Raw genomic sequence first — 22,718 nt, 5'->3', positions numbered from 1 at the left:
TGGGCGGCTCAACCCGTCCGCTCCCGTATGTAGTTGGCGATGCCGCGCGCCGTCGGGTCCTCGAAGAACTCCGCCAGCGTCATGTTCACGTCGAAGCGCCTTCCCACCTGGGTGAGCAGCCGGATCGCAAGCATCGACTGTCCGCCGGCGTCGAAGAAGTTCTCCTCACGGCCGAAGCTCGGCACGTTCAGGAGCCGTCCGATGAGCGCGGTGATCTCGTCGTCGACCTCGACGACCTCGACGGCACCGAGCTGGCGTACGCCGTCATCTACCGAAGGCGACGACTTCTCCAGCGCCGGCAGCTGCGCTCGGTCGATCTTCATGTTGGCGTTCTTCGGCAGTTCGGGGAGGCAGATCAGCCTTGCCGGGACCATGTAGCCGGGTAGCCGGCCCCGCAGGAAGTCCAGCAGGTCATCTGTTTGCGGCGACACCCCGGCTGCCGCCACGTAGTAACTGACAAGTGTTTTGTCTCCGGTTCGGGCGTCAGCATCGGCGACCGTCACCGCTTCCCCGACCTCAGGATGCTGCAGCAGCGTGGCATCGACTTCATTCGTTTCGACCCGGAAGCCCCGGATCTTCACTTGGAAGTCGCTCCGGCCAAGGAAATCCAGTGAGCCGTCCGGCAGTTGGCAGACTTGATCTCCTGTCGCGTACATCCGCATGCCTGGCTCTGCCGCGAAGGGGTCGGGAAGAAACCGCTCGGCCGTCAGGTCCGACCGGCCGAGGTAACCGCGCGCGACGCCGTCACCGCCGATGTAGAGCTGGCCCGGCACCCCGGCCGGCTGAGGTTGCAGCGCGTCGTCGAGCACGTAACAGGTCGCGTTCGAGATGGGGCGACCGATCGGCACGCGCAATTGCCCCGCGGGCATGGGCGTGACGTGATGCGCGGTGGCTAGCGTTGTGCATTCGGCGGGGCCGTAACCATTGAGCAGGGTGCAACCCGGCAGCGCCGCGACGGAGTTCGCCTGGCTGACTGCCATGACGTCACCGCCGACGAGGACTTGAGAGACCGTGGCAAACGTCGAAGGGTCATCCGCCGCGAGCTGGTTGAAGAGCGGTGTTGCCACCACCATGGTGTCGATGCGCCGATCACGCAGAGCGGTTGCCAGACGACCGGGCGAGAGAATGGTGTCGCGGTCGAATCCGATGAGTTCGCCCCCGTTCAGCAACGCCCCCCACACCTCGATCGTGGCGGCGTCAAAGGCTGCGTTCGAGATCTGCGCTACGCGGTCGCCCGGCTTGAACTTGAGGTAATCGACGTCCCGCGTGCGCTGGGCGACGTTGCGGTGAGTTACACAAATGCCCTTCGGCGTACCGGACGATCCCGACGTGTACACCACGTAGGCCAGGTCTTCCGGCGCGGCGCCGCCGTCTACTCGGCCATCGTGAGCGGCGCTGTCCCGCACCGCTTCACCGAGGTGCTCGGCCACCGTGATCAGCGGGATTCCGAGACCGCTGGGATCGTCCCCGCCGACCTCTGCCAGCAGCGCCACCGGCTTGGACTCCTCAAGGACCGTACGCAACCGGGCGGCCGGATGATCCGGATCCAGTGCCAGATAGGCGCCACCTGCCTTGACGGTGGCCAGCATGCCTACGACGGCGCTCACGCTCCGGTCGGCTTGGACAGCGACCAGTCGGTCGGTCTGCACGCCGAGTTCCCGAAGTCGGGCGGCCAGAGAATTGGTCACCCGGTCAAGCTGCTGGTAGGTCAGGGTGACAGGACCGTATGTCACGGCGGGCGCGTCGGGGCTGCGTACGACGTACTCTGCGAAGAGATCGCCCAGCGAACTGTTCCGGGGCACATCGGTGTGCCGCGACGGATCGAGAGGCGCCGCGTCGATCTCCTCTGTCCCTATGTCAGATTTCGGCATGGGCGTGGATTCCTTTCTCGCCAGATGATGCATCACTCAACTGGTCACCGTCGGCCGGAAGCCAGAACGGCATGACGTTCCCGACCTTCTCGATCATCCCGTGGCAGTAGGATCCGCTGTGGTCACGGCTCTGCGTCGGCATGAAGGGATACTGCAGCCGCTTGTGCTCGACCTTGAATATTCCATGTTCCGGCATCCCCTGAATCTGGACTGAATCGGCCAGATCCGCCAAGTGCTCCGTTGGGACCTGCACGGTATGGCTACGGGGGCCGCTCTCCAGAAAACGGAGCTCCTGGAAGTCTTCGGCGCGCACGTCCATGGGCGTATTGCTGTACATGTACGGACGGTTCAGCATGTCGATCTCAAACAGGGCGCGCACCTTGCGGTCGGCCCACCATTCCTGACTCTGCGCGAAGCGCCGCACGTGTTCGGTGAAAACCTCCCGGTGATCGTGCAGCACGGAATGGATGTAGAAGCCGTAGTTGTTCACGTCATAGTAATCCGCATCACGAATCGAGTGTTCCGCGTACGCGAAGATGGGGTCGTCTTCTCCTTGCCTGCGCAGGTATTCTGCGAAGGCGGCGAATATATCCTGATACTGCATCCCCAACTGCTTCACCAGGTAGCGGCTCACCGCCCGGAGGCTGCGCGTATTATGCAAAGCATGGAAGGCGTAGAAGTAATACATACCTTCGACGAATTCCGGTGCGGAAACTTCTTTCGTGCCGATGACGACCTCGGCCTCTGCGGCACCCCCTCCGGCTGCCCGACTCACGATCCCCATTTTCTCTGCACTGTGAAAAATGGGGGTGTTGTTGAGAAGTAGGTGAGGATACGCGATCACGGTCTGCGCCTCGTTCTCGCACAGTGTTCCGATACCGCGCTTGAAAGATTCGAGGGTTTCACCCGGCAACGGCCAGATGAGTTCGATGTAGGAGCTGATCTGCTTTTTGCGCAGATCTTCCTGGATCTCGGCGAAGGCGCTCAGCTTGATGTTGGAGCGTGCGATCAGATCAAGGCTCTTCGGCTCAAGGGTCTGCAGCGAAACGGGCTGTGACGCGATGAGGTTGGCGTTCTGGAAGATGCTGGTGATGTTTGTGACCGCGTGCGGTTTGTTCTTCGCCGCAGAGAAGTAGACGACGTTCGGCGCCCCGTGTTCGAGTGCGCAGTCCGTGATGTGGCGAGAGAAGTCGACATCCCGACTCAGCATCCCCCAGTTCGCGTCGGCGATGAAGAGGAAAAGTATCTCGTTCTTGGCTATCCACTTTATTTCTTCGCGGACCCGATCCTCATCGAAGCGGTGCACCCTGTCATTTGTCGCTGCACCCCAGAAGCAGAACCCGCAGTGATAGGGACAACCGCGATTCGTCTCCAGGATAGCGATGCTGTAGGCGGAGTCGAAGACTCCCGTCAGAAAGGGTGAGGGAACGTCATCCAGGTTGCTGATCCTGGATTGTTTCGCGGTCGTCACCAATTCTCGTTCACGGTAGAAGCTGAGCCCATCGACTTCATCGAACCGCGGACTGGATTCGGTCAGCGCACGGAGGTACTGGGTGAAGGTTATTTCGCCTTCACCGTTACAGATGACGGTCCGCTCATCGGCGCTGTTCAGGTATCGCAGGGCCTGCGACATCACCTGAGGGCCGCCAAGGATGATGTGTGCACGCGGTTTTGCTTGCCTGATGGTTTCCACCAGGGACCGCACCAGGCCCATGTTCCATACGTAGCAGCTGAATCCGAACACATCAGCGTCTGACCTGAGCAGGTCTCGGGCGATATCGTCCCGAGGTGTTTTGGCGACGGTCGTATACCGCTCGAACTGATACTCGCTGCTTACCACCGAATCCGTCACGGCGTACGCCTGAAGGTAACCGGAGGCCAGCGGTGTCATGCGCTCAAAAACGGACAGCTCAACGAGCAGGACCTTCTTCACTTCGCTCGCCTTTCAGGAGATGGGAAGAATTCATCAGCGACCGACGGCCGCAACGAACTTGGGATCCCGGTTGGCCAAGTACGTGTCACCCCCCAGTGATTCACGTGGTTCGAGGCATTGCTGGCTGGCCAAAAATGGCCAAATGGCCGGACTGCTTGCGCGTCATGCTAGGGGACGAACAGAACTTTCAGTGAAGCGTCGAACTTAGTTCGCCAGTTCGGGATCAAAGTTGTCTTTGGGCGAACTTAATTCGTTGCCGGCGCGGCTCCCTCAGAAAGATCGTCGGTTTCCACGGACATCGCCCCTGAGGCCTCAGGGGTGATGCTGGGCGAACAGCCCGCGCTCGGTCTCGTACCGCTGGGCCGTGGAGGGAGGCATCGCGCTACTGAACTGGTCAGCGCGCTCATAGCAGTTGGGCCCCGCTCCTCACATCCGGGCCTTCAGCACGTCGACCTCACAGCCTGGCGCGGACGGGTCGAAGCCGTGCTCGATCAGCCAGCGAACCGCCAGCAGGCTGCGCAGCGACCACCACGCGCGGATCACGTCGAGGTCGACGTCGGTGCCGTAGCCGGCGACGACGTCGTCGAGGTGCACCTCGTGTCCGAGCGTCAAGGTGGCGAGGTCGTACAGAGCATCGCCCTGGCCCGCCTCGGACCAGTCGATGATGCCCGTGATCTCGTCACCGTCGACGAATACGTGAGCGATCTGCAGGTCGCCGTGCGTGAACGCCGGAGTCCACGGCCGCAGCGCGGCCTCCGCGACCTGGCGGTTGCGGGTGACCAGATCGGCGGGCAGAAGGCCGTTCGTCACGAGCGATTCGCACTCTCCGTCGAGTTCCGCCACCAACTCGTCGAGGCTCCGGCCGGCCCGTCCGGACCGGGGCGGCAACGGTGCGTCGTGCAACTTCCTGAGGGCGGCACCCGCCGCGGCCCACGCCGCCGGTGACGCGGTCGACGGCTCGCCGAGGCGGCCGAGCGCCGTCCCCGAAACCGCGGCGATCGCGAGCACGGGCGGCTTGCGCCACAGGACCTCCGGGGTCGGGACGGGTGCCAGGGCCATCGCCTCGACCTCGACGTCCATGCGCGCCTGATCGGGGTCCACCTTCAGGAACACGTCGCCGACGCGAAGAGTCGCCCGCTCGGAATGGGCGACGACGACTTTGACCTCATCCATGGCGACCAATATCCCCGATGACCGTCCACGTCACCGGGAATATCGCGTGCGCAAGTACGCCGTCCTGCATCTCCAGGCCGCAGCCGAGGTCCTGCTCAAGTCCCGGAAGTCCCGGCTTCTGCGCGAACGGGAAATGTACTACTGCTTCATCTGCCAAGCCCGCTACACGCGTCACGGCTTGGGCTCACGGAAACGCCGGAGGCGTCAGCTGTCGTTGTCGGGAACGAGTACGAGGTCGAAGGTCATGCTCGTCCAGGCACCCTGCGGCTGTGATCCGTCAGGTGCCGGGCCGGCGCTGTGGTGGTCGGCTTCGACGACAAGGCTGTCCTTGACGCCGAACACGGCGTCGCAGCCGAGGTAGGGGTCGCCTGCCACGAAGATGTGGGTGATCAGGGTGCGGTGGCCTGGCGTGGTGGCCTTGAAGTGCAGGTGCGCAGGCCGCATCGGGCCGCGGGCTGCGGCCGTGAGCAGATCCCCCACCGGGCCGTCGTGCGGGATCGGGTACGGCGTCGGCAGGACCGTCCAGAACCGGTAGGTGCCGTCGGGAGCAGTACGCAGCCAGCCGCGTCCGGCGGTGCGGTCGTCCGGGTACTGGACGTCGTAGAAGCCGTCCTCGTCCGCGCCCCAGATGTCGAGTCGCACGCCGCCGATCGGGAGTCCGTCCGCGGATCTCACCTGCCCTGACACGTAGCACGGCGTGCCGGCCGCCCCGTCCGCGATGTCACCGCCGAGCGCGATCTCAGGGGCGCCGTCGACGAAGAACGGTCCGAACACCGTCGCCTGGGTCGCCCCGGGCGTCTTCGGCTCGTTGATGGCGACGGCGAGCATGGACAGTCCGAGGACGTCGGACAGCAGTACGAACTCCTGGCGGCGGTCGTCAGTGATGTGCCCGGCGCGGGTGAGGAACGCGATCGCCGTCTCCCACTCCCGCTCGGTGAGCCGGACCTCTCGGGCGAAGGCGTGCAGGTGCCCGACCAGGCTCCGCATCACCTCGCGAAGGCGCGGGTCGGCGGTTCGGTCGAAGCTGGCGAGTACCTCGTCGGTGACCGCCCGCTCGCGGTCGGCGGCATCGGAATGCTCGGGATTCATGCGTTCCCCCTTGCAGGTTCGCCGCCTGCCCATGCCGCGTGCACCAGCTGTCTCAGGCCGTCACGCGTGACGGCGCGCGGATTGTCGGCGGGCGCGAGCGCGAGGATGTCGTCGAGGACGGTGTCGATGTCGCTTTCCCGCAGGCCGAGTTCGCGCAGCCCGGTCGGCACGCCGAGCTTCGTGCCGATTTCATGGAGCCCCCGGGCCGGGTCGGGCCGGCCGAGCGCGGCCGCGATGCGGGCGGCGGCCTCGGGCGCGTCCGGTGCGTTGAAGGCCAGCACGTGGGGCAGCACGATCGCGTGGGTCTCGGCGTGGGGCAGGTCGAACGCCCCGCCCAGTACGTGGCAGATCTTGTGATGGAGCCCGGATCCGGCGACGGCGAACGCCGAGCCCGCGAGATAGGCGCCGAGGAGCAGATCCGTCCGGGCTTCGGCGTCGGCGGGGTCGGCGACGACGGCGGGCAGGCCGGCCGCGAGGCGCCGGACACCGTCCTCGGCGACGGCGCTGGAGACCGGGTTGCGCCGGGGCGCCCAGAACGCCTCGACGCAGTGGGCCATGGCGTTGAGGCCGCTGGCCACCGACAGTGCGGCAGGAAGCGTCAGGGTCAGGTCGGGGTCGTAGACGACGGTTCGCGGGAGCACCCGGGGATCCGTGCCGGTGGTCTTGCGAGTGCCCTCCGTCAGGCCCCACACGGGGGTGACCTCCGAGCCCGCGTAGGTGGTGGGCACGGCCACGATGGGCAGCCCGGTGGTCAGCGCGACCGCTTTGGCGGTGCCCGTCGTCGACCCGCCGCCCACGCACAGCACCAGGTCGGCACCGGCCGCTGCTTCACGGGCGCGCTCGGCGACCCCGACCGGGACGTGCGGGCGGACGTCGGTGAACGTGGCCGCGACCCGGTCCGCGAACGGGGCGCACAGGTCACGTGCCGGACCGGCCCCGGAACCGTGCGCGATGAGCAGGATCCGCCGCGCGCCGAACGCGTCGACCTCGTCCCGCAGTTGGCGGCGCGCGGCGCCGGACCCGAACACCACGCGCACGGGCAGCGCGTCATAGGTGAACGTACGCATCAGGCCTCCTTGGGCAGGACGGTGGGCTGGTAGGCCAGCAGCAGCCAATGGTCACCCTCTCGCACCCACACGGCCAAGGACCGGTTCGCCAGCGTCTTGCGCACCCCTCGCGCGGTGAGGTCGGCATGCATCTCGCCGACGACCACGGCGGTGTTCCCGGACACGAGGATCCGGTCCACCGGGTGTTCGATGCGGTGGTACACGTAGAAGCCCGACCGGAGTTTCTCCAGGTACGAGTCCAGGGTGTCCACGGCCGCGTTCGAATGGGTGTAGGCGAGTTCGGGATGGGCGAGCGCGGCGAATGCCTCGACGTCACCCGCGATCACCGCTTCGTAGCGGGTGTCTTCCAGGGCGCGGATCGTCGACTCGACGTCGGCAACGGCGGCGTTGGTGGCGTTGCCGTTGCTGGCGTTGCTGTTGCTGGCGTTGTTGCTGTTGCTTGGAGTCATGGAGCGCCTTCTGACGTCAGGACCGGGCGGGCAGGAGCGGCAGGTCCAGACGGCCCGCCAACTCGTCGGCAGTGCAACCGAAAGTCTCTCGAACCGCCACTCCTCGCGGGGTGATGTCGAAAACGGCGTGGTCGGTGTAGACACGGTCGACGCAGCCCGCTCCCGTCAGCGGACAGCTGCACCGCGGTACGAGCTTGGGCACGCCGGTCCTGGTGAACAGCGTCATCATGACGAAGACCTTCTTGGCACCGATCGCCAGGTCCATGGCTCCGCCGACAGCGGGGATGGCCTCCGGTGCGCCGGTGTGCCAGTTGGCGAGGTCACCTGCCGCGGACACCTGGAAGGCTCCGAGGACGCAGACGTCCAGGTGCCCGCCGCGCATCATGGCGAAGGAGTCGGCGTGATGGAAGTACGCCGCTCCGGGCAGCTCGGTCACGGGGATCTTGCCGGCGTTGGTGAGATCGGGGTCGATCGCGTCGCCCTGGGCGGCGGGTCCCATGTTGAGCATGCCGTTCTCGGTGTGGAGCACCACACCGGAGTCGGCCGGCAGATGGTCGGCGACCAGCGTCGGCTGGCCGATGCCGAGGTTGACGAAGGCGCCCTGAGGGATGTCCCGGGCTATGAGGGCGGCGATGTCGTGCTTGCCCAGGGGGCCCAGGGGGCTGCGCTCGGCGTCCACGGAAGGGCTGTCGGGATTCATTCGGCTGCCTCCTGCACCACGCGGTCGACATAGATGCTCGGTGTCACCACGGATTCCGGGTCGATCTCCCCGGTGCCGACGACTTCGCGGACCTGTGCGACGACGAGGGTCGCAGCGGTGGCCATGACCGGTCCGAAGTTGCGCGCGGTCCTGCGGTAGACGAGGTTGCCCATGCGGTCGGCCCGGTGGGCTCCGATCAGCGCGACATCGCCCTTGATGGGGTACTCGAGGACGTAGGTACGGCCGTCGATGACGCGGGTCTCCTTGCCCTCGGCCAGCAGGGTCCCGGCTCCCGTGGGGCAGTAGAACGCTCCGATTCCGGCCCCGGCCGCCCGCATCCGTTCGGCGAGGTTGCCCTGCGGTACGACTTCCAGCTCGATCCTGCCGGCGCGGTACAGCTCGTCGAAGACGTAGGAGTCGGCCTGCCGGGGGAAGGAACAGACGACCTTGCGGACCCGTCCCTTCGCCAGCAGCGCCGCAAGGCCGGTGTCGCCGTTACCGGCGTTGTTGGACACGACGGTCAGGTCCGTGGCGCCCTGGCGGATGAGCGCGTCGATCAGGGCCACGGGCATACCGGCCATCCCGAACCCGCCGACGAGCACGGTGGAACCGTCCTGGACTCCGGCGACGGCCTCGTCGGCATGGGAGCACACCTTCATGGTCATCGCCCCGTCTCCGTGACGTTCCCCGTCACGTTCTCCAGGACCACGGCGAGCGCCTGGCCGACCCCGATACAGATCGCGGCGAGGCCCCAGCGTTCGCCGGACTCCTTCAGGCGGTGGGCCAGCGTGCCGAGCAGCCTGCCGCCGGAGGCGCCGAGCGGGTGGCCGAGAGCGATGGCGCCGCCCTTGGCGTTGACGATCGAAGGGTCGGCCTTCCAGGCGTCCACACAGGCCAGCGCCTGCACGGCGAAGGCTTCGTTCAGTTCGACCGCGGAGACGTCCGACCAGCTGATGCCCGCGCTCTTCAGGGCCCGGTTCGCCGCCTCCACGGGCGCGAAGCCGAACATCTGCGGATCCAGCGCGAACACCCCGCGCCCGGCGACACGGGCCAGCGGGTCCGCGCCGATGCGTGCGGCGGCGGCCTGTGAGCCGAGCAGCACGGCCGAGGCTCCATCGCTCAGCGGCGAGGCATTGCCTGCCGTGATCACACCGTCGGGGCGGAACGACGGCTTCAGCGCGGCGAGCTTGTCCACCGTGGACCCCGGCCTGATGCCCTCGTCCCGCGTGAGCGCGTTCCCCGTGCCGTCCACCTCGACCGGCACGACCAGGCCGTCGTAGAAGCCGGCCGTCCAGGCCGCGTCCGCCAGGGTGTGGGACCGGACGGCGAACTCGTCCTGACGCTCGCGCGGGACGGAGAACCGCTCGGCGAGCTGCTCATTGGCCTCGCCCAGAGCGACCGTCCACTCCTGGGGCATCCGCGCGTTGACCAGCCGCCACCCCAACGTGGTGGAGACGGCGGTCAAGTCCTGGGCGGGATAGGCGCGATCAGGCTTGGGCAGCACCCAGGGAGCCCGGCTCATCGACTCCACACCACCGGTCAGCACGATGTCCGCGTCCCCGGTCTCAATGGCTCGCGAGCCGATGATCGCCGCGTCCAGGGAGGACCCGCACAGCCGGTTCACGGTCGTGGCCGGAACGGAAGTCGGCAGTCCGGCCAGCAGCACGGCCATGCGGCCGACGTTGCGGTTGTCCTCGCCGGCGCCGTTGGCGTTCCCCCACACGACATCCCCGATGCCGCCCGGATCGAGCGCCGGCGCCTTGGCCAGGACGCCCCGCACGGCGAGCGCCGCGAGGTCGTCCGGCCGGATACCGGCGAGGGCGCCGGAGAATCGCCCGAAGGGAGTCCTGACTGCTGCGTACACATAGCTTTCGGTCACGTATTCACGCTAGGAGCGAGGGCTTCATCACGTCCAAGACTCAGTTCTTCTCCATTGATAAGCCATCTTTATAGAATGGCGGGTATGGAGCTCCGCCAGGTCCGCTATTTCCTCACGCTCGCGGAAGAGTGCCACTTCGGGCGCGCGGCAGCCCGCCTGCACATCGCCCAGCCCGCCCTGTCACAGCAGATCAAGCAACTGGAACGCGAACTGGGGGTTCCCCTCTTCCACCGCTCCACCCGGCACGTGGAACCCACCGAGGCGGGACGGCAGTTGATCGGATACGCCCGCACACTGCTCGCCGAGGCCGAACGCGCACGCGCCCACATGACGGAGCTCGCCACCGGCCACGCGGGGCGGGTCTCCGTCGGCTTCATCGGCACCGCCACCTACGACGTCCTGCCGCGCGTCGCCCGCACCGTGCGCGCCCGGCTGCCCCACATCACCTTGGAGCTGCGCGGCGAGCTGCTCACCCCGCAGCTCATGGAAGGCCTGCTCGACGGCACGTACGACCTCGCCGTCTTCCGTTCCGGCCCCGAGACCGAGGGAGTGATCAGCTCACCGCTGCGCACAGAGCCCCTGGTGGCCGTGCTGCCGGCTCACCATCCCCTGGCAGCCGACCCGCGGATCTCGCTTGGTTCGCTGGCGGGCGAAGCCTTCGTCGTCCACCCCGCACAGTCACGGTCCGCCATGTACGACCGCGTCCTGTCCGCCTGCGACCGAGCGGGTTTCCGGCCCACGTCCCTCGTCGAAGTCGGTGAGACCGCCACCCTCGTCGTGCTCGTGGCAGCCGGACACGGCGTCGCCCTCGTGCCGGAGTCGGTTCAGAGCCTGCGGCTCGACGGTGTCACCTACGTGCCGCTCAGCGAGCCGGAGACCATCGATCTCGTCCTGGGCCGCCGCACCCACGGCCACTCACCCGCCGTGCAGCAGGTGACCACGATCATCGAGGAGTGCGTGCGCGCTTGACGATGCGCTCCACGAGCCCCTCGCGCAGCACGGCCAGGACAGGGCTTCCTGAGTGCTACGAGCCGGAGTCCCGCACCGTCCGGCATACGGGGCCGGTGTCCCTTCGGGCGGGCCGGTGCCCCCTCGGGCTCGGAAGGCTTGCAGGTCATGCGCGCGACCGGCCACCGGTCGCGACTCCTGGTTCCGCCGAGACGGAACACTCACCATCCAAGGTCATGGCGGAACTTCGGGAGATCGCTTCCGCGGCCGGACGTACACTCCACACATGGGTCGCACATGTGCAGTGAGGGAGTGCCGGTTCCAGGCCGCTCATGCCCTGTGTCCGTCCGCCGCACGTGCGACAGCCGTCAACCTGGTGAACATGCCGGCGGCCTGCTGCCGCGCGCTGCACGGTCACGGTTAGCGATTCCGGGCAGTTCCCGGCCCTGATCTTCCGACCTTTCTGTCGGCGGGGCCCTTTTCGTGCCGTTGCCGTGTTCTCCTCCGCAACCGCGCTGTGGCTGTCCTCGCCACAATCTCCAGCTCTGTCATTCCTTGGCGCCTTGGGCGCCACCTGCGCGCCGACCGCCGGACGACCGGCAGCCGGTGCATCTCCGAGAGGACCCCTGTGAAGTTGAGCGAGCTGCTCGCCGGGCACGACCATGAAGTCCTTGCGGGCGATCCGGAGACGAGGATCACCGCGGGCGCGTGCTTCGACGCTCACCGCGCCGCTCCGGGATCCCTCTTCATCGCGGTGCCCGGTCACCGCGAGGGCGGCCTCGAGTCCGTCGGACCGGCTGTCGCACGCGGCGCGGTGGCGATCCTCGTCGACGCCGCAGCACCGCGACTTCCCGCCGCGGCCTGGGCCTCGGACGCGGCCGTGTGCGTCGTGGCGGTGCCGGATACGCGCAAGGCGGCTGCGGTCGTCGCCTCCCGGTACCACGGCGAGCCCGGACGGCAGATGGACATGGTGGCCGTCACCGGAACCAACGGGAAGACGTCGGTTTCGTACATGGTCGAGTCGGTGCTGAGGATCGCCGAGCGCGCCAGGGTGGGGGTCATCGGGACGGCGGGCAGCCGGATCGGCGACGAGCTGATTCCGATGCCGAGGTCGGTACTGACCACGCCGGAGTCGCCGGACTTCCAGTATCTGCTCGGGTGCATGCGCGACCGCGGTGTCGCCACCGTCGTGCTGGAAGCCACGTCGATGGGTCTGCTGACGCACCGCCTGGACCACTCGTTCCTCGACGTGGGGGTGTTCACCAACCTGACGCAGGATCACCTGGACGACCACGGCACCATGGAGAACTACCGGGACGCCAAGCTGCGTCTGTTCCAGGGGCTTTGCCGGCGTGCGGTGGTCAACGCCGACGATCCGCTCGGAGCGGACATCGCGGCGATGATGCCCGGCGCGGTCGTCACGTACGGCATCGACACGGAGGCGGACTACTGGGCGACCGACCTCACCATGGACGCCGTCGGCACCCGCTTCACCCTGCACCACGCCGGCCACAAGTATCCGGCCGCGATCCCCGTTCCCGGACGGTTCTCCGTCTCCAACGCGCTGGCCACTGTCGCCGCCTGCCACCTCATCGGACACAATCTGGCCGGACTGGTCGACGCACTCGAGCAGATGCCCCCGATCCCGGGAAGGTTCGAACGTTTCGAGACCCCGGACGGCACCTCCGTCATCGTGGACTACGCGCACTCCCCGGACTCGCTGGAGAAGGTGCTGACCACCATCCGCGGCTTCGCATCGGGCCGGGTCATCACCGTCTTCGGCTGCGGCGGGGACCGGGACGTCACCAAGCGCGCCCCGATGGGCGAGATCGCCGGCACCTACTCCGATCTGTGCGTCCTGACCTCGGACAACCCCAGGAACGAAGACCCCCGAAAGATCATGGACCAGATCGTCCCGGGCCTGATGGCGAGCGGCACCACCTTCGAGCGGTTCGCCGACCGCCGCCGCGCGATCTCCTTCGCCCTGTCCTCCGCCGGGCGCGGCGACATCGTCCTGATCGCGGGCAAGGGCAGCGAGCCCTACCAGATCGTCAACGAAGAACTGCTCCCGTTCAGCGACATGGCGACCGTACGCGAACTCGCCACGCGGTAGGGGCACGCGGTAAGGGCACGGACCGGCTCGACGCCGACGCCGACGCCGACGCCGACGCCGATTACAGCGCGCTCCGTAGTCGGTGTCGGCGCCGACGAGGGACCCCGTACGCGGCAGAGGTGCGGGGCCTCTGCGCCGTTCACAGCCATTCGTAGCTGTTCGTGCCGTTCACCCTGAGCTCGTCCAGCACGCAGCCGCCGTCGCCCGAGGCGTGAACAGTTCGGACCAACTCCGCCTTCGACACCGTCATTTGCATGCCCAGCGCGAACTCGAAGCGTTCATCGAACGTCCCGGCGGTGATGTACGCGGAGGCTGCGCGCAACGCCGGGAACTCCGCGTCGTCGAACGCCGCCGCGAGGCCGACCGTCTCCGTCGACTCCGCCTGCTGCTCCTGCGTGATGCCCAGGATCAGATGGAACACGGTCCAGTTGGCCCAGGCCGCGGTGCGTGGCGGGAAGCCCGCGTCGAGGAGCGCCTGGATCATCGCGTCGGCGAACCGGTCGGTGTTGGCCTCTGTCGTCGAGAGTCCCGCGATCAGGCGCGCCGCGTCACGGTGCGCCAGGAGCGCGGACGGGAAACCAGCGGTGCCGGCGGATTCGGTGCCACCTGGTCAAATCACCGGAACAGGACATAAGTTCCAGGAAATACCCCCTCCGTGCCCCGAACGGCTGGCCCCACAGTCCGTTGTTCCGAGCACCCGTCCGAGAAGCACGCACACCGAGGAGGCCGTATGCCCCGCCACAAGATCGCACCTGGCGCGCACACCGCGCTCGAACGCCCTGTGCCCGTACACCCAGGGCGTGCTGCGGCACTTCGTCGAAGAAACGATGTACGGAGTCATCACGGCCAACTCGGCAACTCCACAGCGGCGGGTGATGTCGTATGAGGGTGCTGCGCCGCCCGCGGCTTGCGGAGCCCAAGGTCTCGGTCTCCGAACTGGAGCTGTTCGGCGGGCCCTTACGGTACGACTCCGGCTGGAGCAAGCACGAGTATGCCCGACTGGAGCTCACGCTTTGGGAGGGTGTGAAGTCCCTGCCCGGCCTGGTCCGGCAGACCCTGGCCCTGGCGTGGCGTACCGACCGGCGTTCATTGATCACGGTCGGCGTCACGGAAGTCGGTCAGGGCGTGGCCGCCGCCGTGAAGCTGCTCGCGGTCAACGCCGCCCTACATGCCGTCGTCGCCGCCGGCACGGATGTGCGCGGCCTGCGTGATGCGCTGCCGGCAGTGCTCCTGATGGCCGTGGTGCTGTGCGTCAACGCAGTCCTCGCGTCCCTGTCCACCGCGGCAGCCGGCAGCCTGGAGCCGAAGGTGGAACGGGCCGCGTCCGAGCAGTATCTGGCCGCCTGCCAGCGCGTCGAGATGGCGGCGATCGAGGACGGTGCGTTCCGTGAGCTGATCGACCGGGCACAGTACGGAGCCACCGAGGCACGGCACATGATCGGCTCCACGGTCTCCGCGATCAACAGCGTGCTGTCGCTGATCGCCTCCGGTGGTGTGCTGTTCGTCCTGAATCCGGTGCTGCTGCCGATGCTGCTCCTGATCGTGGCACCTCGCGGCTGGGGCGTGCTGCGCGTGGCCCAACAGCGATATCTCTCGACCATGACCTGGATCGAGCACCTGCGCGGCAGCCGGGTGCTGTCCAGCCTTCTCACCTCGGTCACCGCAGCGCTGGAGGTACGGGTCCACGGCGTGGGCACGTTCCTGCTGCACCACTTCAAGATCATGTCGCATACCTCCGAGAGCGAGCAGGAGCGTCTGGCGAAGGACAAGGCCCGCACCGAACTGGCCGCGTCCGCTCTGCAGGGAGTCGGCTATCTGCTGACGTTCACGTTGATGATCGGTCTGTGCCTCACCGGGCACATGAGCGTCGCCGTCTTCGGCACCGCCACCATGGCCATCAACTCCGGCTCCGCCGGCATCGGCGCCCTCGTGAGCACGATGAGCCAGCTCCACGAGCAATCCCTGTACGTGCACGACCTCACCGACTTCCTCGCGAAGGCCAAGAAGTGGGCCATCCCGGAAAACGGCCTTCCCTTACCCGAACGGCCTCGGTCCATCCGCCTGGAGAAGGTCGGCTTCCGCTACCCCGGGCGCGATGAACCGGCAGTGAAGGACGTCTCGTTCAGCATCGGCCTCGGCAGCGTGATCGCCTTGGTGGGGCCCAACGGCTCCGGCAAGTCGACGCTGGTCCGACTGCTGTCCGGGCTGCATCTGCCCGGCGACGGTCACATCCACTGGGATGACGTCGATGTCGCCCAGGCCGACCGTCAGGAGCTCTTCGGCCACGTCAGCCTTCTCACGCAGACCTTCGAGCGCTGGCCCTTCACCGCGGCGGCGAACATTCGAATCGGTCAGCCCGAACGCGAGGCTACCGACGAGGAGTTGCAGGCCTCCGCCGTGTACGCCGGCGCGGACCACGACATCACGGCGCTGCCCCGCGGCATGAACACGCTGCTGGGCAAGCAATTCAGAGGCGGCAGCGATCTCAGTGGTGGCCAGTGGCAGAAGATCGGACTGGCTCGCGCACATTTCCGCGACGCCTGCGTGGTCATCGTGGACGAACCGACGTCCGCCCTCGACCCGGACGCCGAGCAGCGGGCCTTCGACCAGATCCTCGGCCTCGCCGGGCCCGACCGCATCATCGTCCTCGTCACGCACCGCATGGCCGCGGTCCGGCACGTCGACCGCATCTTCGTCATGGACGAGGGCCGACTGGTCGAACAGGGCAGCCACGCCGAGCTGTTCGCCGCCGAGCCCCCCAGCCGGTACGCGCGGATGTACCGGCTCCAAGCCGAACAGTACGAACACGAACCCGCTCGCACCGTGCCCCGGCCCACCCGGCCGGCCACCGCCGAATCAAGCTGAACGACCCGCAGCATCTCGTCACCGGTCCTGCATGAATGCCGCCGACAACCCCAGGAGTTCTCATGTCCGTTGAGGAGTCACGCAACAAGGAAGCCTGGACCGTCTACGGTCAGCGCCAGCTCGACCACGGCTTCATGCCGACCATGCCCGAGACGATCATGTGGGGCCCGTGGAAGGATGTCGGTCCCGGCACCGACATCCTCGGCGACCTCACCGGCAGGCGAGTGCTGGACATCGGTTCCGGGCCCGGCCACTATGCCGTGCACCTGGCGCGCGACCACGGTGCGCGCGTCACCGCGATCGAGCTGTCCGCCACCCAGCACGCCCGCGCCACCGGCCACTTCGGCACCGAGCCCGGCGTCGACTGGGTACACGGGGACGTCATCGAGCACCTGCGCGCGGCCGAGCCGTATGAGGCCGCGTACGCGATCGGCAGTCTCGCGTACCTCGATCCGCACGTTTCGCTTCCCGCCCTCCGCGACGGTCTGACGAGGGGCGCGCCGCTGGTCTTCTCCGTCCTCCACACCGACCTGCACGGCCGCGGCCCGTCCACCGGCGTCGTGCCGCGCGAGCAACAGGTCCTGCTGCGCAAGGAACCGCCGATCCCCGTGGACATGTGGGTCCTCACCCCGCGCCTGTGGGAAGACCTGCTCACCGAATACGGCTTCCAGGTCGAAGCGGTGAACCTGCTGACCGCGCCCGCGGCGGACACCCCGGCCGTCCAACAACTCGTCCGTGCGCGACGCCTGCCGGAGCGGCGTACCCGGATCTCCAGCCGGCCGCGCAGCCGACAACCTCCGGTCCCGCACGCGGCGATCGGTGTGGGCGCCATCGTCCTCGGCGACGAGGGTCTGCTCCTGGGGCGCCACCGCCGCGGCACCGTCGAGCTGCCCGGCGGAACCGTCGAGGCCGGCGAATCCCTGGAGGAGACCGTGGTACGCGAACTCTCCGAGGAGACCGGGCTGACCGCCCGACCCGAAGACGTCACCCTCCTTGGCACGCTCGTCGATCACGTCGGCGACGTCGTCCGCGTCACTGTGGGCGCCGTCGTCACTGCCTGGCAGGGCTCACCCACCACTCAGCCGGACGAGAGCGTCGGTGACTGGAACTGGTGGCCGCTCGACGCCCTGCCCGACGAGCTGTTCGAGTGCAGCGCTCAGATTCTCGCCGCCTGGCGCCCCGACCTGCCCATCGATCACCCACCGGCCCACTTCACCCCTTACGCCCGCCGGACGGCTCCTTCGGCAGACCCGAGAGACGCAGGTGCATGACCCCCTCCGTGGGGCCGCGACCGGCACGGTGCGCGAATTCCGCGGCGGTGGGCGCCGGGGTGGGGTCGTGTCGGGACACCGTCTTCCTGAGGGGCCCGGCCGTGACCGGGGCGAGGCCCTTGTCGTAGTGGCGTCTACCGAGGGCGAAGGCCAGGCCCGCCGCGATGGCGGGCACCGTGCGCCGCCGACCGAGTCAGGCCGGTTTCGGGGCCATGACGGTCACCACTACCCCGCAAGAACTCCACGCTGCAGACGATCTTGCCGGGCCGCATGAGGGTCTCGTCCTCGACCCGCTCGTTCAGGTGCGGGCTCACCAGAGGGCCGAACGAGGCCGGGGGGGACAGCCAGGGCGCCGAGGGAAAGCAGCCGGGCAGCCGCTGACCGGCGGCACCGGTGGCATTTGCCGACCGGCGGCATCGGTGACACTTGGGGCATGCAGCTGTCCCCGCCCGGCCCTCCGCCATCGCCCGATGCCGCCGCCGCGCACGGAGGTGGTACGCCCACGCTGGGGCAGGCCGTCGGTGTCGTCGGGCCGGACGTGGTCGAGGTGCTTCGGGCGCCGTGCGGCACGGACGTGCCGGTGAGCGGGGCCGGGGTGTTCGACGAGGGCGAGACGCTGCAGGCACGGGGGCGGATTCTCATCGCGCCCGGCGTCGACACGTCCGCGCCGGGCGCCGCGGGCGTGCTGCGCGCGGCGGACCGCGCCGGGGCGGCGGCAGTGGTGCTGCGGCGCGGCGCCCAGGGGACCGCGCCGTCGCTCGCCGAGGCGGCCGACGAGGTGTCGACCGCCCTGCTCGCGCGGGCCCCGTGGATCGAGTGGGGCGAGCTGATGGGGCTGCTGCGGGCGGCCATCGTCCGTACCGGTACGGCGGCGCCCGAGGCGTCGGCCGATGTTCCGCTCGGTGATCTGCCGGGGCTCGCCCTGACACTGGCCGCGCTGGTGGGCGGCGCGATCACCGTCGAGGACCCCGAGTCGAACGTGCTGGCGTACTCGCCGACCGCCGACACCGCCGACCCGCTGCGCAGACTGACGATCCTGGGCCGGCGGGTACCGAGCTGGCGAGTGGCCGAACTCGCCGAGAGCGGGTTCCTCACCATGCTGTGGGCGAGCGGCGACGTGGTGCACCGGCCCGCGGACGGGCGGTTCCCCGAACGCCTCGCCGTCGCCGTGCGGGCCGGCGACGAGATCCTCGGGTCTCTGTGGGCTGCCGCCGACGGTGAACCGCTGCCGCCCACGGCCCGGGACGCGCTGCGGCACGCGGCCGCCGTCGCCGTACCTCATCTGCTGCACCACCGGCTGCGGTCGCGGTCCGCCGCCGGCCGCCGCCGGTACGCGGTGCGGGCCCTGTTCGAGGAGCGCCCGCCGGACGTGCCCGCGGCGGCGGCCGTACTCGGGGTCGAGGCCGGACAACCGTGCACCGTACTCACCGCCGCGGCCGCGGAGCCGGTCGCAGCGGACGTACTGGAGCGGGCCTTCCATCTGGCCTCCCTGCGCCTCGCCGCGCACCACACTCCGGCTTTCGCCCACCGCGACGGCGACCGGCTCGACGTCCTGCTGGCCAGTACGGGGGCCGGGGCCGGCGCGGACCGGCTGGCACGCGACCTGGCCGCCGTCCTTCGCGGCGCCGGGGTGCGGCCGCTCGTCGCGGTCGGGCCCGCCGTCGGGGGGCTCGGCGACGCGCCCGCCTCCCGGGCGGGGGCCGCCCAGGTGTTGCGGGTGCTGCGCGAGCGTGGTGGGCCCGAGACGGCCGGGGCCGAGGACGTCCGGTTCGCCATGGACGCGCTCCGGGTGACCGATGCGGTCGCCGAGCACGTGCCTTCGGCCGCCGACGCGGTGGCGGCGCTGCTCGCGCACGACGAGCGGCACGGCACGGACCTGCCGCGCACCGTCGCCGCGCACCTGGTGTTCTTCGGCGACGCGGCGGCCACCGCCCGCTATGTGGGGGTCCACACCAACACGCTGCGGTACCGGCTGCGCCGCGCCGCGGAGCTGTGCGGCATCGACCTCACGGATCCCGACGTACGGCTGCTGGTGGAGCTGGGGCTACGGCGGGCGGGGCTGATCCCGCTGCCCTGAACCGGTGCGGTGCGGGCGCACCACGTCGAGCGCCTCTCCTTCGTGCGGGCGCACCATGGAGATGTGGACGGGGCCGGGTGCTGGTGCGCGGCCACAACGGGAACGGTGCGGACTTCGTGCCGCAGCACGCAGACAGTGCGGGACTCGGGGGCGCACAGTGAACCGGGGCGGGGCGCACGGGTCACGAACCGGTGGCGTAGACACCGCCCGCGGCCGCCGCAGTCGGCGGCCCGCCCGGCGGGCGATCCGCCGGGCACGTAGCCGGCAGTGTGCAGTGAGAAGGCAGGAACACCATGACCATGGTCCCGGATTCCGTCCTCCGCAGGGAGGCGGCCGTGCGCGCGGCCGCAGAGCAGGGCCTGGTCGGCGCGCAGGCACCGGTCGTCGGGCTGCTCGACGTGGACGGGATCCGTGACGCCGCGCGCGAGCTGCGCGAGGCCTTCACCTTCGACGGGGTCCCGGTGCAGCACACGTTCGCGGTGAAGGCCGCCTCGCTGGTGCCGGTCCTCGCGCTGCTGAACTCGGCGGGCGTGGGCGCGGAAGTGGCCAGCGCGGGTGAGCTGGAGCTGGCCCGCGCCGCGGGCGTCCCCGCTGAGCGCATCGTCTTCGACTCCCCGGCCAAGACGATGGCCGAGCTGCGCGACGCGCTCGCCCACGGCATCGCGGTCAACGCGGACAACCCGCAGGAGCTGGACCGTGTCGACGCCGTCGTCGCCGATCTCGGCATCGGCTGCGCGCCCGTGGGGCTGCGGGTCAACCCGCAGGTCGGAAGCGGTTCGATCGGGGCGATGAGCACGGCGACGGCCACGTCCAAGTTCGGCGTGGCGCTGCGCGACGAGGGCGCGGAACAGTGGGTGCTCGACGCCTACCGGCTGCGTCCGTGGATGACCCGGCTGCACACCCACACCGGCTCCCAGGGTGTCGCCCTGGACCTGATGGCCGAAGGGGTGCGGGCCGCGTACGAGCTGGCGGAGAAGATCAACGCGCACGTCGGCCGGCAGCAGATCGACACCCTGGACATCGGCGGCGGCCTGCCGGTGAACTTCACCTCGTACGAGGTGAGCCCTGCCTACGCGCAGTACGCGCGGCTGCTGCGGGAGACCGTGCCCGGCCTGTTCGACGGGCGCTACACGCTCGTCACCGAGTTCGGCCGTTCGCTGCTGGCCAAGCAGGGGCTGATCTTGGCACTCGTCGAGTACACCAAGACCTCCGGCGGCCGGCGGATCGCCGTCACACACGCCGGCGCGCAGGTGGCCACCCGCACCGTGTTCGTGCCCGAGTCGTGGCCGCTGCGCGTGGGTGCGTACGACGCCGACGGCCGGCCCAGGGCGACCGAGCCGCTGGTACAGGACGTCGCCGGGCCGTGCTGCTTCGCCGGGGACCTGGTGGCGCGGGAGCGGGAGCTGCCCGAGCTGGCGCCCGGTGATCTGGTCGCGCTGTACGACACCGGGGCCTACTACTTCTCGACCCATTTCCACTACAACAGCCTGCCGCGTCCTGCCGTGTACGGATACGCCGTGTCCGATGCGGGAGTGGTGACGTTCGCTCCGGTCAGGCCGGCGCAGACGGTGGCCGAGGTGGTCGCGGAGTCCGGTGCGGCGCAGGCCGGTTCGCTGGTGGGGCTGACTGACCGGCCCTCTTCGTAGCGGCGCCCTTGGCTGGGGAAGGTTGCCCCGGTAAACGGTCAAAGGTGTCGTGTCGCCGCGTGATCCCGGGGCGCCTCACCGGGACACCGCGTTCCTCGCGTAGCCACAACGCCCGAAGCATGGCGACAATCGACCCAAGAGCCCGGCCCACCCCGGCCGGCCCCGACGCTCTCGCCCCCGCACTCGGCCGACTGACGTGGAGCCGCTCATGACCACCGCACGGGACCTCGCGATCGTTGCCCTGGGCGTGACGCCCGACCGCCCTCTGGAGCAGGGCGACCTGTCGCTGGCGCTTGCGGGGGCCGAGGTGTTCGACCTCATCGAGGCCAAGGCCCTGGTCGTGGACGGCGACCGCATCCTGCCCAGCGCCCAAGCACCCACCGGGGACCGCCTGCTGGACGAAGCCACCGCGGCTCTCGTCCGACAGGAGCCGTACGAGTCGGTCGAGGACTGGCTGTGGCGCCGGGGCCGCGGGCTCTCCTCGGCGTACGTCGACGAGCTGGAGCGGGAGGGGCTGACGAAGCGGCCGCGAGGGCTTCGGAGTCCGCTACGGGGCGGGCGGACGGAGCCGGTCGAGTCCGCCGCCCGGCGCCGGGCGGAAGAGCGCTGGGCGGAGGACGAACCCGTGCTCGTCGCCCTGGCGGCCGCCGCCGGAATCCGGGACGAGCCGACCGAGGAGGAACCGGCCGAGGACGCGCCGGAGCTCGCCGAGGAGGCGCCGGAGCTCGCCGGGGACGCGGTCACGGCGGTACTGGCCGCCGTCGGGAGCGCTGTCCAGGAGCTGCAGGCCGTACGACAGCGCAAGGCGATCGAGGACGCGGCGTTCGACAACATCTGGCGCGGCTACTGAGGACCGGGCCGTGTCCCAGCCCCTCGCGTGAGGCTGTGCGCTGACGACGGTGTGCCGGAGGGTTCGGGAACTTTCACAGACACCGAGCCGGACCTGCGCGACCCCGCACACTGCCGCGCGGGCTTCCCGTACAGCCGGCCCGGTGTCTCCCGGTCGGAGACGACGACGGACAGGGACTCGGCGGCCGCCCCGTCGCCCCAGGTCTTCGCGAACGGCTGCGGCCAGAAGCGGGACTGCGCCACCGGACACAGCGCCCACAGCGAGTCCATGAGGCTGAGATGGGCGAGGGGCCCGCGGAAGCGCTCCTTGAGCCAGAACACGATGCCCTGGCACCAAGCGGTACGCAGCTTGCCCATCGCGGCGAGCCGCGGATCCGCCGCGCGGATCTCGTCGGACCACAACCGCCGTACCCGGTCGACCCGGAGAGCCGCCACGAACCAGTCGGCGTCGATGTGTGCGGGCCCGGCCGCCGTACGGGCGCGGGCTGCGGCGATGCGCCCGTCGGGGCCGAGTTCGAGGGACTCGACGAGATGTCCGGTCACGGACCGGACGCCGAGCGAGGTCAGATGGCGCACCCATGGGTCGATGAAGCGCTCGCTGGCGGGGCCGTCGAGGATCCGGTCGAAAGTTCGGAACGAGCGGCCCGCATATTCGCAGCTTTCACCCGTGGCGGGCGCCCACTCTTGCACCACGCGCACTGCCCACTCCTGGCTCCCGAACCGCGTCCCTATGGGCTCCGCGCCCGGTGCCGAGACGTTCGGGCCCTTCCCGTCATGCGCCTCATCAG

The 22,718-nt window shown here is 69.1% G+C and carries 18 protein-coding genes; 7 read left to right on the top strand and 11 right to left on the bottom strand.

What is annotated here, in order from left to right; all coding sequences use genetic code 11:
- Positions 1 to 8: 8 nt before the first annotated feature.
- The 9 genes from AC07EJ_RS00835 to AC07EJ_RS00795 all read right to left on the bottom strand — a co-directional run bounded on the left by AC07EJ_RS00835 (position 9) and on the right by AC07EJ_RS00795 (position 10,161).
- Complete coding sequence (locus AC07EJ_RS00835; protein ID WP_478883448.1) at positions 9 to 1,871, bottom strand: non-ribosomal peptide synthetase; 1,863 nt, start codon at positions 1,869 to 1,871, stop codon at positions 9 to 11.
- Complete coding sequence (locus AC07EJ_RS00830; RefSeq protein ID WP_478883447.1) at positions 1,858 to 3,804, bottom strand: cobalamin-dependent protein; 1,947 nt, start codon at positions 3,802 to 3,804, stop codon at positions 1,858 to 1,860. The genes AC07EJ_RS00835 and AC07EJ_RS00830 overlap by 14 nt, the downstream gene beginning before the upstream one ends.
- A gap of 426 nt (positions 3,805 to 4,230) precedes the next feature.
- Positions 4,231 to 4,977 carry a phosphotransferase family protein gene (locus AC07EJ_RS00825; RefSeq protein WP_478883446.1) on the bottom strand — a complete coding sequence of 249 codons (747 nt, stop codon included), beginning with the start codon at positions 4,975 to 4,977 and terminating at the stop codon, positions 4,231 to 4,233.
- Positions 4,978 to 5,181: 204 nt separating this feature from the next.
- A complete protein-coding gene (locus tag AC07EJ_RS00820; RefSeq protein ID WP_389478723.1) occupies positions 5,182 to 6,066 on the bottom strand; it encodes a dioxygenase family protein in 885 nt (294 codons plus the stop codon).
- Positions 6,063 to 7,133, bottom strand: coding sequence for a maleylacetate reductase (locus AC07EJ_RS00815; RefSeq protein WP_478883445.1), 1,071 nt, complete (start codon positions 7,131 to 7,133; stop codon positions 6,063 to 6,065). The genes AC07EJ_RS00820 and AC07EJ_RS00815 overlap by 4 nt, the downstream gene beginning before the upstream one ends.
- Positions 7,133 to 7,582 (bottom strand): nuclear transport factor 2 family protein, encoded by a 450-nt coding sequence (locus AC07EJ_RS00810; protein ID WP_389478721.1) that lies wholly within the window; start codon positions 7,580 to 7,582, stop codon positions 7,133 to 7,135. Before AC07EJ_RS00810 ends, AC07EJ_RS00815 begins: the two co-directional genes overlap by 1 nt.
- 16 nt (positions 7,583 to 7,598) lie before the next feature.
- Positions 7,599 to 8,282, bottom strand: coding sequence for a 3-oxoacid CoA-transferase subunit B (locus AC07EJ_RS00805; RefSeq protein WP_389478719.1), 684 nt, complete (start codon positions 8,280 to 8,282; stop codon positions 7,599 to 7,601).
- Entirely contained in the window at positions 8,279 to 8,947 is a 669-nt protein-coding gene (locus tag AC07EJ_RS00800) for a 3-oxoacid CoA-transferase subunit A (protein WP_389478718.1), read from the bottom strand. The genes AC07EJ_RS00805 and AC07EJ_RS00800 overlap by 4 nt, the downstream gene beginning before the upstream one ends.
- Positions 8,944 to 10,161 (bottom strand): thiolase family protein, encoded by a 1,218-nt coding sequence (locus AC07EJ_RS00795; RefSeq protein WP_389478717.1) that lies wholly within the window; start codon positions 10,159 to 10,161, stop codon positions 8,944 to 8,946. Before AC07EJ_RS00795 ends, AC07EJ_RS00800 begins: the two co-directional genes overlap by 4 nt.
- Positions 10,162 to 10,245: 84 nt before the next feature.
- Here AC07EJ_RS00795 and AC07EJ_RS00790 point away from each other — a divergent pair, with 84 nt between their 5' ends.
- Together AC07EJ_RS00790 and AC07EJ_RS00785 are read left to right on the top strand one after the other, a co-directional pair.
- A complete protein-coding gene (locus AC07EJ_RS00790; RefSeq protein WP_389478716.1) occupies positions 10,246 to 11,130 on the top strand; it encodes a LysR family transcriptional regulator in 885 nt (294 codons plus the stop codon).
- A 607-nt stretch (positions 11,131 to 11,737) separates the two neighbouring features.
- A complete protein-coding gene (locus AC07EJ_RS00785; RefSeq protein WP_478883444.1) occupies positions 11,738 to 13,222 on the top strand; it encodes a UDP-N-acetylmuramoyl-L-alanyl-D-glutamate--2,6-diaminopimelate ligase in 1,485 nt (494 codons plus the stop codon).
- Between the two features lie 139 nt (positions 13,223 to 13,361).
- Here AC07EJ_RS00785 and AC07EJ_RS00780 read toward each other — a convergent pair whose 3' ends face one another.
- On the bottom strand, positions 13,362 to 13,784 hold the full coding sequence (locus AC07EJ_RS00780; RefSeq protein WP_478883659.1) for a TetR/AcrR family transcriptional regulator C-terminal domain-containing protein: 423 nt from the start codon (positions 13,782 to 13,784) through the stop codon (positions 13,362 to 13,364).
- A 320-nt stretch (positions 13,785 to 14,104) separates the two neighbouring features.
- On the opposite strand from AC07EJ_RS00780, the gene AC07EJ_RS00775 reads away from it, so the two are divergent.
- The 5 genes from AC07EJ_RS00775 (at position 14,105) to AC07EJ_RS00755 (ending at position 21,931) form a co-directional block, all read left to right on the top strand.
- Positions 14,105 to 16,087 carry an ABC transporter ATP-binding protein gene (locus tag AC07EJ_RS00775; RefSeq protein WP_393581393.1) on the top strand — a complete coding sequence of 661 codons (1,983 nt, stop codon included), beginning with the start codon at positions 14,105 to 14,107 and terminating at the stop codon, positions 16,085 to 16,087.
- Positions 16,088 to 16,149: 62 nt separating this feature from the next.
- Positions 16,150 to 17,358, top strand: coding sequence for a bifunctional class I SAM-dependent methyltransferase/NUDIX hydrolase (locus AC07EJ_RS00770; RefSeq protein WP_478883443.1), 1,209 nt, complete (start codon positions 16,150 to 16,152; stop codon positions 17,356 to 17,358).
- Positions 17,359 to 17,791: 433 nt separating this feature from the next.
- Positions 17,792 to 19,435, top strand: coding sequence for a PucR family transcriptional regulator (locus AC07EJ_RS00765; protein ID WP_478883442.1), 1,644 nt, complete (start codon positions 17,792 to 17,794; stop codon positions 19,433 to 19,435).
- Between the two features lie 299 nt (positions 19,436 to 19,734).
- Entirely contained in the window at positions 19,735 to 21,081 is a 1,347-nt protein-coding gene (locus AC07EJ_RS00760) for a type III PLP-dependent enzyme domain-containing protein (RefSeq protein ID WP_478883658.1), read from the top strand.
- A 208-nt stretch (positions 21,082 to 21,289) separates the two neighbouring features.
- Positions 21,290 to 21,931: a GPP34 family phosphoprotein gene (locus AC07EJ_RS00755; protein ID WP_393581396.1), complete on the top strand. Its 642-nt coding sequence runs from the start codon at positions 21,290 to 21,292 to the stop codon at positions 21,929 to 21,931.
- Here the strand turns inward: AC07EJ_RS00755 and AC07EJ_RS00750 are convergent.
- Positions 21,925 to 22,629, bottom strand: a complete 705-nt coding sequence (locus AC07EJ_RS00750) for a hypothetical protein (RefSeq protein WP_478883441.1) — start codon at positions 22,627 to 22,629, stop codon at positions 21,925 to 21,927. The two genes, AC07EJ_RS00755 and AC07EJ_RS00750, sit on opposite strands and share 7 nt — an antisense overlap.
- Between the last annotated feature and the right edge of the window lie 89 nt (positions 22,630 to 22,718).

This window comes from Streptomyces sp. NPDC045026, assembly GCF_056432625.1.
The sequence above is the reverse complement of the archived record's forward strand: the minus strand, read 5'-3'. Positions and strand labels throughout refer to the sequence as shown.